Below are 14,401 nucleotides of genomic sequence, written 5' to 3' on the forward strand. Positions count from 1 at the left end.
CCCTCGGCGCGCGATCACTTGCCGCGATTGAGACGCCGCAGGTTGCCCAGCACCGATTCCAGCGCCCGATCGAACAGCAAGGTGTCGTCCAGCGTGCGCACCGCGCCACGCCGAAACTCCAGGGCCAGGCCGGTACGGTTGTGCTCCAGCACTTTCATTCCGGTACGGTCGACAAAGATGTACTTGCCGGTGGATTCAATGATTGCCGTCAATTTACAACGCAGGGTGTTTTCCTCGTCTTCCTGAAACTCGACCCAGCACCCCGGGCGCAGTTGATCGACTTGCAGTAGCGCGGCATCATCCTCCGGCAAACGCACCGAGGCCGTTTCGACCGGGCCTTCGTCAGCAGTGCGAAGCACGATTTCCTCCTGCACCTCGACCATCATCGGCCCCTCGACAGGCGTGCTGTTCTGGCTCGGACGTTCAAACAGTTGAACGTGCAGGCCTTCCAGCTCGCTGAAAAACTCGCTGGTAGCGAACGGGTCGAATGCCGAGCTGTTCAGCCCATCGCGCAACGACTTGAGCAACCCTGGCACCAGCGCCAACAAGCGCAGGCTCGCATCGGGTTCGTCATGGCGTTGCACGCTCCAGATCAACTGCTCCATGGTCTGCACATCGGCGTGCCATTCGGCGGACTGATCACCGTGCTTGAGGCCGGTCAGCAACAGCACTTTGCTCCAGGCCTCCTGAACAAACACCACCACGCTGTGCGGCAAAACCTTGCCCACCAACACCTGATTCAACGCCTGCTCGACGCGCTGACGGGCCAGTTCGGTCCTGGCACGGCCTTCTTCGGCGTCTCGGGTGCGCTGCTCCAGCAATTCACTGCGACGACGCTCGTCATTGGTGAAGGCGAGGAAATCCGCCAGCAGTTCGGAAAAGATCGCCGGATCATCGACAAAGTCGTTCAACAAGCGTTGCACCACCTGCTCAATGCGCAGGTACAGACTGTCGCGCTGATGGTCATCGCACTCGCCCCAGCCCATGGCCGCCGCGGCGATTTCGTTGAGCAAGCGCCGGGCGGGATGGCTGCTGCGGCTGAAAAAACTCTTGTCGAGCACCGCGACTTTCAGCATCGGAATCTGCAAGCGGCCAATCAGCGCCTTGAGGGAGTCCGGCAGGTTGCGGTCATCGAGAATGCATTCGAAGAGCATGGCGATCAGGTTGATCACGTCTTCATCGGCCACTCCGACCACCCGCAACCTGCCGCTTTTGACGCTGACCCGGGTCAGCAGCAGTTCGAGCTGGTTGCGCAGGTCGAAGTCGTCCTGAACCGCCAGCGCCGGCACATATTGCTGCAAGTGCGAGAGCAGTCGCAGCAGATCGCGGGTAGAAATGGGCTGGGTCCGGGCACTGACCTCCAGGGTCGGCGCAACGCTGCCGCGCACATGGAGCAGCAACTCCTGCAAGGCGGCGAAGACTTCCTGAACGCCCTCGTCAACCTGTGGATTGCCGCTGCGACTCCCTGCCTCGACAGGGTCGGCGTGAGCACTGGCAGCCGCTCGATCGGTGGCACGTCGCGCCGGGGCGGGCTTGAGGTCCGGCAGCACACCGGTGGCGATCAGCAGTTGATTGGCTTCGGCGTAGAGCTGATCGGCGTTGCTGAGCACGTAGCGCTCGAACAGCTTGAGGATGATCAGCTTGACCTTGATCTCCATCCCCAGGTTGCGCCCCGCCTGCAGGAAATACTCACAGAGCAGCGTCGGCCCCAAGGGGTTGTGCTGTTCGACCAGTTTCTTGCCCAGCAAGGTGCTCAGTCGGGCGGTGAGCTGGTCGAGGGCGAAGCCATCGCGGTTCAGCACTTTGCCGACCATAACCTCCACCGCCACATTACGCTCCATGTCGTCATGGGATAGCGACACCGAGGTATCGAAAGCCAATGCCCGGGGCAAGGCAGCCTGTGAGGTGTCGCACTGCGTGAGCCTGAGGAAAGCCTCGACGAACTGCTCGAGAAAACCGCGCTCGATATTTTTGCGCTTGAGGCGCAAATCGCGCATGGCTTCGAAGAAGATGTTTTGCTCGACATCGTTCCGGGCTCGGTCGGCCATTTCGAACAAGGTGTCGTCGGCGTTATCGAACAGCTCCTGCAAACCCTGCTTGAGCTGTTGGGCAGCTTTGTCGCGAACCTGAAGCAGAATCACAGGCAGGCGGGCGAGCAGCGAATGAGTCGCCTGATCGGTAGTCGCCTTGTGCAAAGGCACTACATTCCCGTCGTTGTGCATCCAAGCCTCCTGAAACGGTGATTCTTCGGTTCGGTAAGAAAGATCGAGCACGCCGGCCACACGGCCGGCGTTCAGCGGAGAACATTGCCCACCCGCTGTCATTCAATAATCGGGAATCCAAAGGTACGTCAAAGCTATGACGTCAAATGCAAGGCAGAATTATCTGCAAAAGACCTCTCTTGTGCCAGCAGACTCTGCGCTCCCAAAGAAACAGACGTTTATGAAAGACCCTTGCTTAGAGTCAATTGCTCACGCGAATCGACCAAATGCAGGTTTGCGAACGACGGGATGGTTGTTGATGCCTTGGGTTGCCTCGCGCCATGGCCCTATAATCGGGCCACTTTGTTTGTGGAGCCCGTTATGCCGAATCTACGTCTCGCCGATTTGACCGCCGAAATCGAAGCCAACGTGCGCCGTGCGTTGCTCGAGGACATCGGCAGCGGCGACATCACCGCGCAACTGATCCCGGCCGAACGTCTGGCCAAAGCCACCATCATCACCCGCGACGCTGCCGTCATCAGCGGCACTGCATGGGTCGATGCCGTGTTTCGGCAGCTGGATCCGCGGGTCGCCGTGCACTGGCAGGTGAGCGATGGCGAACGGGTGAAACCCAATCAGGCGCTGTTCCACCTCGAAGGCCCGGCACGCTCGCTGCTCACCGGCGAACGCAGCGCACTGAACTTCCTGCAACTGCTCTCGGGCGTGGCCACTCGCGCGCAGTACCTGGCGGATTTCGTCGCCCAAACCCAAGTGAAGTTGCTCGATACCCGCAAAACCCTGCCGGGGCTGCGTCTGGCCCAGAAATACGCCGTGACCTGCGGCGGTTGCTACAACCACCGCATCGGCCTGTATGACGCCTTCCTGATCAAGGAAAACCATATCGCCGCCTGCGGTGGCATCCCTGAGGCTATTGCTGCCGCGCACAAGATCGCTCCGGGCAAACCAGTGGAGATCGAAGTGGAGAACCTGACGGAGCTCAAAGAAGCCCTGGCAGCGGGAGCCGACATCATCATGCTCGATGAACTGAGCCTGGATGACATGCGCGAAGCCGTGCGCCTGAACGCCGGCAAGGCAAAACTGGAGGCCAGTGGCGGCATCAACGAAAGTACGTTGCTGCCGATTGCGCAAACCGGGGTGGATTACATTTCGATTGGTGCGATGACCAAGGATGTGAAGGCCGTAGACCTGTCGATGCGACTGAGTCTCTGATCACACCCCTGATAATGAAAAACGCCAGCCTCATGAAGGCTGGCGTTTTTTTCAGACCACCAGATTGTTCATCTCGCAGTACTCTTCCCACTCGACGCCCAACACCTCGGCCGCCTCCTTGTGCAGTGCCAGGCGCGCGGCCTCGAACTCTTCGGGGCTTGATGTGTACTTGAGCGTCAGTTCCCACGGCTGCAAGCCCTGGGCTTCTGCCTCATCCTCGAACGCCCACTGGATCTGGTCCTTCTGATCGTCGGCAGGCAAGTCCTTGATCTCTTCCAGTAACTGGGGTGCATCCAGTACGTACTTTTTCAGGGCTTCTTCGTGTCTGGCTTCTTGGGTCAATTCTTTAACGGTCATGGCGTTCTCGCTGATCTGGGGAATGGAAGATGGATCTGGATCATCAAGGATCTCTCTGACGCAAAAAAACCGTTTGAAACCCGGTTTGTCTGGCCTTCAGAACCATTCGGGATCATCTGAAAACTGCTGGGCGATGCTCATGCAGGCAACGAATATAGGACGTTTTGCCGACGATTTACACGGCTCTTTACATCTATCCCGCAAAAAGCTGTGTGCAATAGATGCTGGAGACCTCGGGGAACATAAATTCAAATCCCAAGTCATAGCGATGTGCCATATAGGCACTTCACAAGGAACCCCAGTGATGCGCAGTTTTTCGAAGCTTTCGTCTACCCGTCTTGCCGCTGCTACCCTGCTACCCTGCTGCTCGGCAGCCTGGCATTGGCCAGTGCAGCTCAAGCGGCTGTCGAAGTCGCCTCTGACCCTGCGCTGTATTCCGACAAAATCTCCGCCCTGCACAATTCATACGGCAAGGACACGCTCGTCAGAACCAGTGTCAGCATCGATGATCTGGAAAACCTGCAAAAAACCGTGAAGGCCAATGCCAGCGAACTGGAAAGCCAGAAGCGCACCATCAGCGAACAGGCCCGTCAGATTGAAGAGCTCAAACGCAACAGTGGTTCCAGCACCAGCTCCAGCAGCAAGGAGATTGATGATCTCAAGCGCACGGTCAATGAACAGGAACGCGACCTGAACACTCTCACCAAACAAGTGGAAGAGCTCAATCGCAACAGCGGTTCCAGCTCCAGCTCGAACAACAGCGAGATCTCCAGCCTGAAACAGAAGATCAACGACCAGGATCGCGCGACGGATCAGCTCAAGCGCACCGTCGAGGAGCTGAGCAGAAAGGTGAAGTAAGCGGGGGGGGGGGGAAATGGTGCCCGAGACAGGAATCGAACCTGCGACCTTCGCGTTACGAGTGCGCTGCTCTACCGGCTGAGCTACACGGGCTGTGGGCTAAACCTAGCACTGGTCTCGATGTCCGGCAACTTCGCACACCGCAAAATGGAAAGATCTTTCCTGCACAAAAAAATGCCCCGCCGTTTTCACGGCGGGGCATTTTTTATAACGTTGAAGCGGTTGGCGCGGGGGTAATTAAACGCCCGAAGCCTTGGCCGCTGCTACGTCTTTGATGGACAGCTTGATACGGCCGCGGTTGTCCACGTCCAGTACCAGAACTTCCACTTCCTGGCCTTCTTTCAGGATGTCGGTCACTTTCTCTACACGAGCATCGCTCAGCATCGAGATGTGAACCAGACCGTCCTTGCCTGGCAGGATGTTAACGAATGCGCCGAAGTCGACGATGCGCTCAACCTTACCTACGTAGATCTTGCCGATTTCAGCTTCAGCGGTGATGCCCAGAACGCGCTGACGTGCAGCTTCAGCCGCTTCCTTGGTTTCGCCGAAGATCTTGATCGAGCCGTCGTCTTCGATGTCGATCGAAGCCTTGGTCTCTTCACAGATCGCACGAATGGTCGCGCCGCCTTTACCGATGACATCACGGATTTTGTCGGTGTCGATTTTCATCGCGATCATGGTCGGAGCGTTTTCCGACAGTTCGGTACGCGACTGGCCAATGATCTGGTTCATCTGACCGAGGATGTTCAGGCGCGCTTCCAGGGCTTGGCCCAGAGCGATTTCCATGATTTCTTCGGTGATGCCCTTGATCTTGATGTCCATCTGCAGCGCGGTAACACCTTTGGCGGTACCGGCTACTTTGAAGTCCATGTCGCCCAGGTGGTCTTCGTCACCCAGGATGTCAGTCAGGACGGCGAATTTCTCGCCTTCTTTAACCAGACCCATGGCGATACCGGCAACCGGTGCCTTCATCGGTACACCGGCGTCCATCAGCGCCAGGGAAGCGCCGCAGACCGAAGCCATGGAGCTCGAACCGTTGGACTCAGTGATTTCCGATACGACACGGATGGTGTACGGGAACACGTCGGCAGCAGGCAGCATGGCCTGAACCGAACGACGGGCCAGACGGCCGTGACCGATTTCGCGACGACCAGCGCCACCCATGCGACCACACTCGCCTACCGAGAACGGAGGGAAGTTGTAGTGCAGCATGAACGGGTCTTTTTTCTCGCCTTCCAGGGTGTCCAGCAGCTGTGCGTCACGGGCGGTGCCCAGTGTCGCGACGACCAGAGCCTGGGTTTCGCCACGGGTGAACAGTGCCGAACCGTGGGTCTTCGGCAGAACACCCACTTCGATGTTCAGCGGACGTACGGTGCGGGTGTCGCGGCCGTCGATACGTGGCTTGCCGTTAACGATGTTTTCGCGAACGGTGCGGTATTCGATTTCGCCGAAAGCAGCTTTGACGTCAGCAGCGGAAGGCTGGCCTTCTTCACCGGACAGCTTGGCAACCACTTGGTCTTTCAGTTCGCCCAAGCGAGCGTAACGGTCGGCCTTGATGGTGATGGTGTAAGCCTGGGAGATCGCTTCGCCGAACTCGGCACGGATAGCACCCAGCAGAGCAGTGGCTTCTGGCTGAGGAGCCCAGGCCCAGGTCGGCTTGGCAGCTTCAGCGGCCAGTTCTTTAACGGCGTTGATCACCACCTGGAACTCGTCGTGAGCAAACAGTACCGCGCCCAGCATCTGGTCTTCGGTCAGCTCTTTGGCTTCCGATTCAACCATCAACACGGCTTCCGAAGTACCGGCAACGACCATGTCCAGGCTCGAAGCTTTCAGTTGCTCGTAAGTCGGGTTCAGCAGGTAGCCGGTGCTTTCGTGGAACGCAACGCGGGCAGCGCCGATCGGGCCATCGAAAGGAATGCCGGAGATAGCCAGCGCAGCCGAGGTACCGATCATCGCAGCGATGTCCGGATCGGTCTTCTTGCTGGTGGAAACGACGGTGCAGACAACCTGCACTTCGTTCATGAAACCTTCAGGGAACAGTGGACGGATCGGACGGTCGATCAGTCGGGAAGTCAGGGTTTCTTTCTCGGAAGGACGGCCTTCACGCTTGAAGAAACCGCCAGGGATCTTGCCGGCGGCGTAAGTCTTTTCCTGGTAGTGAACAGACAGAGGGAAGAAGCCCTTGCCTGGATCAGCTTGTTTGGCACCGACTACGGTCACCAATACGCTGACGTCGTCGTCAACGGTGACCAATACTGCGCCGGAGGCCTGACGGGCGATACGGCCAGTCTCGAGGGTAACGGTCGACTGACCGAACTGGAATTTTTTGATTACCGGGTTCACGGTGTCCTACCTTCTTTGTGGCTCTTGGGGGAACTTGTCTTCTTGCGAAATTCGTGGGCAACGCCGGGAATCGGCCCGACTGTCATTGTCCAGGGTAAAACTATTGTCCAGATAAAACTTGAGGCTGGGAGCCTGCCATGTACCTGCGGGAAACCCGCTGGCACACAGCAAACAACCAACCTCTAGCGCAATCGCTTATTAGCGACGCAGACCCAGGCGAGCGATCAGAGCGCTGTAACGGCTCACGTCCTTGCCTTTCAGGTAGTCCAGCAGCTTACGACGCTGGTTAACCATGCGGATCAGACCACGACGGGAGTGGTGATCTTTACCGTTGGCCTTGAAGTGACCTTGCAGTTTGTTGATGTTGGCGGTCAGCAGTGCAACTTGCACTTCTGGCGAACCAGTGTCACCAACAGCTTGCTGGTAGTCAGCTACGATTTGAGCTTTTTCTTGAACGTCGAGAGCCATGAGGCAATCCTTTTATCAGGAAACTGTTTCAGAAAAACAGTTTCAACAGGCCAGGGACAAATCCCTGTATCTAAAAATGAGTAGTGACCGTGCCTGTTAACAGCCACCCTCGTTCGGTCATTCTGACCGAATCAGTCGACGTGGCGCGATGCGCCCGTCTTCGCTCACTTCACCGATACCGATGAAGCGACCATTGTGATCCTGTACCCGCACCATGCCAAATTTCGGTGCATCCGGGGCACGTACCGGCTGGCCGTTGAGCCAGTAGAACGCGCTCGCTTCCGAGAACTGCAACAGTGGCCAATCCAGCAGGCCGCTGTCCGATGGCATCAGGAAGCGGTCGACCGCTTCGTTGCCGCCTTCGGCATGTACCGCTTCCAGCTCTTCCAGAGTGACGGTCTGTGCAAGCGAGAAAGGCCCGGCCTGGGTACGTCGCAATTCAGCCACGTAAGCGCCACAACCGAGTTGCTCACCGATATCCTCCACCAGGGTACGGATATAGGTGCCTTTGCTGCAATCCACCGCAAGCCGCGCAGTATCACCCTCAAAGGCCAGTAATTCCAAGCGCGCAATAGTAACAGAACGCGGTTCGCGCTCCACTACTTCACCTGCACGGGCCAGCTTGTACAGCGGCTGCCCATCGCGCTTGAGTGCCGAGTACATCGGCGGTATCTGACTGATTTGCCCACGAAATTTCGGCAACACAGCTTCGATATCGGCACGACCAACGGTCACCGGACGTTCCAGCAAAACCTCACCTTCGGCATCCGCCGTGGTGGTGGTCTTGCCCAGTTGCGCCAGGGTTTCATAACCTTTGTCGGAATCGAGCAGGTATTGCGAGAACTTGGTGGCCTCGCCGAAGCACAACGGCAACACGCCGGTGGCCAGCGGATCGAGACTGCCGGTGTGCCCGGCCTTCTCGGCATTGAGCAACCAGCGGACCTTCTGCAACGCCGCGTTGGAAGTGAACCCCAACGGCTTGTCGAGCAGGATGATACCGCTGACGTTACGACGGATACGTTTGACCTGAGCCACCGATTACTCCTTGGCGTCTTCGGGTTCAGCCGCTACCGGGTGCTGACTGTCTTCAGCCACCGCGCGTTCGATCAGGGCCGACAGGTGCGCACCACGCACGACACTTTCGTCGTAATGGAAGTGCAACTGTGGAACGCTGCGCAATTTCATCTCGCGAGCCAACTGCATGCGCAGGAAACCGGCGGCGGAGTTGAGCACCTTGATGCTTTGCGCGATATCGTCGCGGCTGTCCTGCCCCATCACGGTGATGAAGATCTTGGCGTGACCGACGTCACGGCTGACTTCAACAGCGGTAATGGTGACCAGCCCGACGCGCGGGTCTTTGACTTCACGACGGATCAGCTGTGCCAGCTCACGCTGCATCTGATCGCCGATACGTTGGGTACGGCTATATTCTTTTGCCATGTCTTGTTACCTGTTACTGCCCCACGGTGAAACCCGAAGGGTCTGAAAGCGGCAAACGCCCGGCCTGACAAAAGCCAGACCGGGCGTTGCGTTTAGAGTCCGACTGATGCGCCGCGCAATTGCATGCGGCTGGCCATCACGGCTCTTGAAGTGCGCGAGTTAGAGGCTGCGAGCAACCTGGACCTTCTCGAAGACTTCGATCTTGTCACCGACCTTGACGTCGTTGTAGCTCTTCACGCCGATACCGCATTCCATGCCGGCACGTACTTCGGAAGCGTCATCCTTGAAGCGGCGCAGGGATTCCAGCTCGCCTTCGAAGATAACGATGTCTTCACGCAGTACACGGATTGGACGGTTACGGTGAACAACACCTTCGATAACCATGCAACCGGCGATCGCGCCAAACTTCGGCGAACGGAACACGTCACGCACTTCAGCGGTACCCAGGATGTTCTCGCGAACATCGCTGCCCAGCATACCGGTAAGGGCTTTCTTGACGTCTTCGATGATGTCGTAGATCACGTTGTAGTAACGCATATCCAGACCTTCCTGCTCGACGATCTTGCGAGCGCCGGCATCGGCACGCACGTTGAAGCCGAACAGTACAGCGTTGGAGGCCAGTGCCAGGTTGGCGTCGGATTCGGTGATACCACCGACACCGCCACCGACCACACGCACTTGCACTTCGTCGTTACCCAGGCCATTCAAGGCACCGTTCAACGCTTCCAGCGAACCACGGACGTCGGATTTGAGGACGATGTTGAGCGTCTTCTTCTCTTCCTGACCCATGTTCTCGAAGATGTTTTCAAGCTTGCCGGCGTGAGCACGGGCCAGTTTGACTTCGCGGAACTTGCCTTGACGGAACAGAGCCACTTCACGGGCTTTCTTCTCGTCAGCAACTACGCTCATCTCGTCGCCAGCGTCCGGAGTACCGTCCAGGCCGAGGATCTCGACAGGGATGGAAGGACCGGCTTCCTTGATTGGCTTGCCGTTCTCGTCGAGCATGGCGCGAACGCGGCCATAGTTCGAACCGACCAGAACCATGTCGCCCTGGCGCAGGGTACCGTCTTGAACCAGAACGGTTGCAACCGGGCCACGACCTTTGTCGAGACGCGATTCAACCACAACACCACGACCAGGGGCCGATGGGGTTGCTTTCAGTTCGAGAACTTCAGCTTGCAGCAGAACAGCTTCGAGCAACTCGTCCACGCCGGTACCGACTTTCGCCGAAACCGATACGAACGGGGTGTCGCCGCCCCACTCTTCCGAAGTCACGCCGTGAACCGACAATTCGCTACGGATGCGATCGAGATCGGCGCCCGGCTTGTCGATTTTGTTCACTGCAACAACCAGAGGTACGCCAGCCGCCTGAGCGTGCTGAACAGCTTCAACGGTCTGCGGCATTACGCCGTCGTCCGCTGCAACCACCAGGATCACGATGTCGGTCGCCTTGGCACCACGGGCACGCATGGCGGTAAACGCGGCGTGACCAGGGGTGTCGAGGAAGGTGACCATGCCGCGTTCGGTTTCAACGTGGTACGCACCGATGTGCTGGGTGATACCACCGGCTTCGCCAGCAGCTACCTTGGCACGACGGATGTAGTCGAGCAGCGAGGTCTTACCGTGGTCAACGTGACCCATTACGGTCACAACCGGTGCACGGGAGAACGTCTCACCTTCAAACTTCAGGGACTCGGCCAGGGAATCTTCCAGGGCGGTGTCGCTGACCAGGGTCACTTTGTGGCCCAGCTCTTCGGCAACCAGTTGGGCAGTTTCCTGATCCAGTACCTGGTTGATGGTCGCTGGGGTACCCAGTTTGAACATGAACTTGATGATTTCAGCAGCCTTGACCGACATCTGCTGGGCGAGATCGCCAACAGTGATGGTCTCGCCGATCTTCACTTCGCGCACAACAGGGCCGGTTGGGCTCTGGAAACCGTGGGCGTTGCGTTTCTTCAGCTTGGCCTTGCCGCGACCACCGCGACGGAAGCCATCGCTTTCTTCGTCGGTAGTACGTGGGGCAACACGTGGAGCAGGCGCTTTTTCCTTGACCGAAGCACGATGCGGAGCGTTTTTGCGCTCGCCATCACCACTGCCACGACGATTGCTATCGTCGGCACGTGGTTTGTCCGGACGACGCTGCTCGTCGCGCTTGCGAGTGTCGGCTGCCGGTGCAGGTGCAGCGGCCACGACCGGGGCGCTCTCACGCACAGGTTCGGCAACTGCAACAGGCGCTGCGACAGCTTCGACAGGAGCGGTTTGCGCAGCAGCAGGCTGGCGACGCGCTTCTTCTTCGGCGCGACGCTTGGCTTCTTCTTCAGCCTTCTGACGTGCAGCATTTTCTACTGCGCGACGTTCTTCCAGTTCGCGTTTGCGCTCGGCTTCGATTTCTTCCGGGCTGCGCTGCACGAAGACTTTCTTCTTGCGTACTTCAACGCTGATGCTTTTGCTGCCAGCAACACGCAGGGTGCTGGTGGTTTTACGCTGCAGCGTGATCTTGCGTGGTTCTTCCACTTTCGCCTTGTGGCTGCTTTTCAAGTGAGTCAGCAAAGATTGCTTCTCACTGTCAGTCACATGTTCTTCGGCGGCGGTGTGCGGCAGACCTGCCTCACGCATCTGCTGCAACAGGCGCTCTACCGGTGTTTTGACCTCATCGGCCAGTTGTTTCACCGTGACTTGCGTCATGCACTTCTCTCCTCAGGCCGCGCCTAATTACTCGAACCAGTGGGCTCGGGCGGCCATGATCAACTTGCCGGCACGATCATCGTCAATGCCGTCGATGTCGAGCAGGTCGTCAATAGACTGCTCGGCCAGGTCTTCGCGGGTAATTACGCCGCGCACCGCCAGTTCCATCGCCAAATCCTTGTCCATGCCCTCAAGCGAGAGCAGGTCTTCGGCCGGATGGGCGTCTGCCAGCTTTTCCTCAGTAGCGATGGCTTTGGTCAACAAACGATCCTTGGCGCGAGCGCGAAGCTCGTTGACGGTTTCTTCGTCAAAGCCGTCGATGTTGAGCATTTCTTCCAACGGTACGTAGGCAATCTCTTCCAGGCTGGTGAAACCTTCATCTACCAGCACCTGTGCCAGGTCTTCGTCGACTTCCAGCTCGTCGATGAAGTTGCGCAGGATGTCGCCGGTTTCTGCTTGTTGCTTAGCCTGGATGTCCGATTCGGTCATCACGTTCAGGGTCCAGCCAGTCAACTGGCTAGCCAGACGCACGTTCTGACCACCGCGACCGATGGCCTGAGCCAGATTGTCTGCGCCAACGGCGATGTCCATTGCATGGGCATCTTCGTCAACGATAATTGCCGCCACTTCAGCCGGCGACATTGCATTGATCACGAACTGAGCAGGGTTATCGTCCCACAGGACGATGTCCACACGCTCACCGCCCAACTCGCCGGACACTGCCTGGACGCGCGAACCGCGCATACCGATGCAAGCGCCTTGCGGATCGATGCGTTTGTCTTTGGAGCGGACCGCGATCTTGGCACGCGAACCCGGGTCACGGGATGCAGCCATTACTTCGATCAGGCCTTCAGCGATTTCCGGCACTTCGATGCGGAACAGCTCGATCAGCATTTCCGGCGCGGTACGCGACAGGATCAGCTGCGGGCCGCGGTTCTCGGTGCGGATTTCCTTGAGCAGCGCACGCAGACGCACGCCAACCCGGAAGGTTTCGCGAGAGATGATGTCTTCACGGGCCAGCAACGCTTCCGCGTTATTGCCCAGGTCGACGATCACGTTGTCGCGGGTGACTTTCTTCACGGTGCCGGAGATGATTTCCCCCAGACGCTCGCGATAGGCATCAACGACTTGAGCACGCTCGGCTTCGCGAACTTTCTGCACGATGACTTGCTTGGCAGTCTGTGCAGCAATGCGGCCGAACTCGATGGATTCGATTTTTTCTTCGACAACGTCACCGACCTTGGCGCCAGGATGCGTTTGCGCAACCTTGCTCGGCCAGGTTTCGATAGCCGGATCGTCCAGATCTGCTTCTTCGACGACCGTCCAGCGACGGAATGTCTCGTAAGCACCGGTGTGGCGATTGATTTCCACACGCAGATCGACTTCGTCCTCGAAACGCTTTTTGGTAGCAGTGGCCAGAGCCAGCTCCAGCGCTTCAAAAATTACGTTTGCCGGTACGCCCTTTTCATTGGATACCGACTCAACAACCAGCAGTACTTCTTTGCTCATCGTACGCCTCGCCTTTCGCAAGCCATTGGATCCGCGGGATCCGCGTCTCAGTCAAAACTGGGAATAATGTTGGCCTTGTCGATCATATCGATCGGCAACAGGAACTCATGGTCTTCAACCTGCACCACGACGTCCTGCTCTTCTACACCGCGCAGAAGGCCCTGAAAGTTGCGTCGACCTTCAAAAGGCGAGCGCAGCTTGATCTTCACTTGTTCACCGGCAAATTTTGCAAACTGCTCAAGAGTGAACAGTGGGCGTTCCATGCCAGGCGAGGAAACTTCAAGGGTGTATTCAACGGAGATTGGATCTTCAACATCCAGCACACCGCTGATCTGGCGACTGACGATGGCGCAATCGTCCACCAGCACGCCGCCTTCTTTATCGATATAAACGCGCAACATTGAGTGGCGACCTTGAGCCGAAAACTCAATACCCCAGCATTCATAGCCTAGGGCCACGACCACCGGGGCCAGCAAGGCCTGCAACTCTTCTAGCTTGCTCGACACCTGAACCCCCTCGTGCATGTATGTGCATGCTATGCAAAATAAAAAAATGGGCGAAACGCCCATCCTTGAAACGCCGCCGAATAGCGGCGTTGAAAGTGTCCAGCTAACAAAAAGCCCCTGAAAAGGGGCTCCTTAAACTGGTTGCGGGGGCCGGATTTGAACCGACGACCTTCGGGTTATGAGCCCGACGAGCTACCAGACTGCTCCACCCCGCGACAAAGCTGGGGCGGAAGTATACGACCGATCCCTGACAGGGTCAATGTAACCTTCCACCTACAAGAAAGCCCGCAACAGCGGGCTCTCCTGATAATTGGTACCGAGAAGGGGACTCGAACCCCTACACCCTATGGGCACAACCACCTCAAGGTTGCGTGTCTACCAATTCCACCACCTCGGCAATACTACGTTTGAAACTCTTCTTACTTCTGCTCTTGAGCTGGAGGCACGTCAGTCGCTGGAGTAGCCGACTTTTGCTCTTGAAGCACCGGGACATCATCAGAAGCCGGTTTTTGCTTTGGAACTTCCAACACTGCTGGGTTTGGCAAACCTACTTGAGTCAGCTGGTGAGCTTTCTCTTTAGCAAAGTAACCTAACCCCAAGCTGGTCATGAAGAAACCGGCGGCAAGTATAGCAGTAAACTTACTAAGAAAGGTAGAGGTACCTTGGCTTCCGAACACAGTATTTGAAGCACCTGCTCCGAAAGATGCACCAGCGTCCGCACCTTTACCCTGCTGCAGCAATACCAGAGCAACTACGCCCAACGCACCCAGCAGATGAAAAACGACTACGACTGTTTCCAGCATT

The 14,401-nt window shown here is 57.6% G+C and carries 11 protein-coding genes, 3 tRNA genes and 1 pseudogene; 2 read left to right on the forward strand and 13 right to left on the reverse strand.

Annotated elements, in window-relative coordinates:
* Positions 1-14 precede the first annotated feature (14 nt).
* The gene (locus AC1RL4_RS14365) at positions 15-2,222 is read right to left on the reverse strand and encodes a DUF1631 domain-containing protein (protein WP_028939913.1); all 2,208 of its coding nucleotides are present in this window, start codon (positions 2,220-2,222) and stop codon (positions 15-17) included.
* Positions 2,223-2,582: 360 nt separating this feature from the next.
* On the opposite strand from AC1RL4_RS14365, the gene nadC reads away from it, so the two are divergent.
* Entirely contained in the window at positions 2,583-3,431 is an 849-nt protein-coding gene (gene nadC / locus AC1RL4_RS14370) for a carboxylating nicotinate-nucleotide diphosphorylase (RefSeq protein WP_019582448.1), read from the forward strand.
* Between the two features lie 51 nt (positions 3,432-3,482).
* On the opposite strand, the gene AC1RL4_RS14375 is transcribed toward nadC, so the two are convergent.
* Positions 3,483-3,788, reverse strand: a complete 306-nt coding sequence (locus AC1RL4_RS14375) for a DUF6388 family protein (RefSeq protein WP_019582449.1) — start codon at positions 3,786-3,788, stop codon at positions 3,483-3,485.
* Positions 3,789-4,092: 304 nt separating this feature from the next.
* On the opposite strand from AC1RL4_RS14375, the pseudogene AC1RL4_RS14380 reads away from it, so the two are divergent.
* A pseudogene (locus tag AC1RL4_RS14380) lies at positions 4,093-4,646 on the forward strand (hypothetical protein).
* Positions 4,647-4,663: 17 nt separating this feature from the next.
* Here AC1RL4_RS14380 and AC1RL4_RS14385 read toward each other — a convergent pair.
* The 11 genes from AC1RL4_RS14385 to secG form a co-directional block, all read right to left on the reverse strand.
* A tRNA-Thr gene (locus AC1RL4_RS14385) sits at positions 4,664-4,739 on the reverse strand.
* Between the two features lie 144 nt (positions 4,740-4,883).
* Positions 4,884-6,989, reverse strand: a complete 2,106-nt coding sequence (gene pnp / locus AC1RL4_RS14390) for a polyribonucleotide nucleotidyltransferase (protein ID WP_018929489.1) — start codon at positions 6,987-6,989, stop codon at positions 4,884-4,886.
* A gap of 198 nt (positions 6,990-7,187) precedes the next feature.
* Positions 7,188-7,457, reverse strand: coding sequence for a 30S ribosomal protein S15 (gene rpsO / locus AC1RL4_RS14395; RefSeq protein ID WP_011332409.1), 270 nt, complete (start codon positions 7,455-7,457; stop codon positions 7,188-7,190).
* 117 nt (positions 7,458-7,574) lie between these two features.
* A complete protein-coding gene (gene truB, locus AC1RL4_RS14400; RefSeq protein WP_230173847.1) occupies positions 7,575-8,492 on the reverse strand; it encodes a tRNA pseudouridine(55) synthase TruB in 918 nt (305 codons plus the stop codon).
* 3 nt (positions 8,493-8,495) lie between these two features.
* Positions 8,496-8,897, reverse strand: a complete 402-nt coding sequence (gene rbfA, locus AC1RL4_RS14405; RefSeq protein WP_028939914.1) for a 30S ribosome-binding factor RbfA — start codon at positions 8,895-8,897, stop codon at positions 8,496-8,498.
* A gap of 159 nt (positions 8,898-9,056) precedes the next feature.
* Complete coding sequence (gene infB, locus AC1RL4_RS14410) at positions 9,057-11,582, reverse strand: translation initiation factor IF-2 (protein ID WP_086945987.1); 2,526 nt, start codon at positions 11,580-11,582, stop codon at positions 9,057-9,059.
* Between the two features lie 27 nt (positions 11,583-11,609).
* Complete coding sequence (gene nusA, locus AC1RL4_RS14415) at positions 11,610-13,091, reverse strand: transcription termination factor NusA (RefSeq protein WP_007933547.1); 1,482 nt, start codon at positions 13,089-13,091, stop codon at positions 11,610-11,612.
* Between the two features lie 47 nt (positions 13,092-13,138).
* On the reverse strand, positions 13,139-13,597 hold the full coding sequence (gene rimP / locus AC1RL4_RS14420; protein ID WP_007973115.1) for a ribosome maturation factor RimP: 459 nt from the start codon (positions 13,595-13,597) through the stop codon (positions 13,139-13,141).
* Positions 13,598-13,735: 138 nt separating this feature from the next.
* A tRNA-Met gene (locus tag AC1RL4_RS14425) sits at positions 13,736-13,812 on the reverse strand.
* A gap of 96 nt (positions 13,813-13,908) precedes the next feature.
* Positions 13,909-13,994: transfer RNA gene (locus AC1RL4_RS14430), tRNA-Leu, on the reverse strand.
* A 22-nt stretch (positions 13,995-14,016) separates the two neighbouring features.
* Positions 14,017-14,400 carry a preprotein translocase subunit SecG gene (gene secG, locus AC1RL4_RS14435; protein ID WP_018929487.1) on the reverse strand — a complete coding sequence of 128 codons (384 nt, stop codon included), beginning with the start codon at positions 14,398-14,400 and terminating at the stop codon, positions 14,017-14,019.
* Position 14,401: the final 1 nt, after the last annotated feature.

The sequence above is a fragment of the Pseudomonas sp. GW822-FHT07A10 genome, assembly GCF_058798795.1.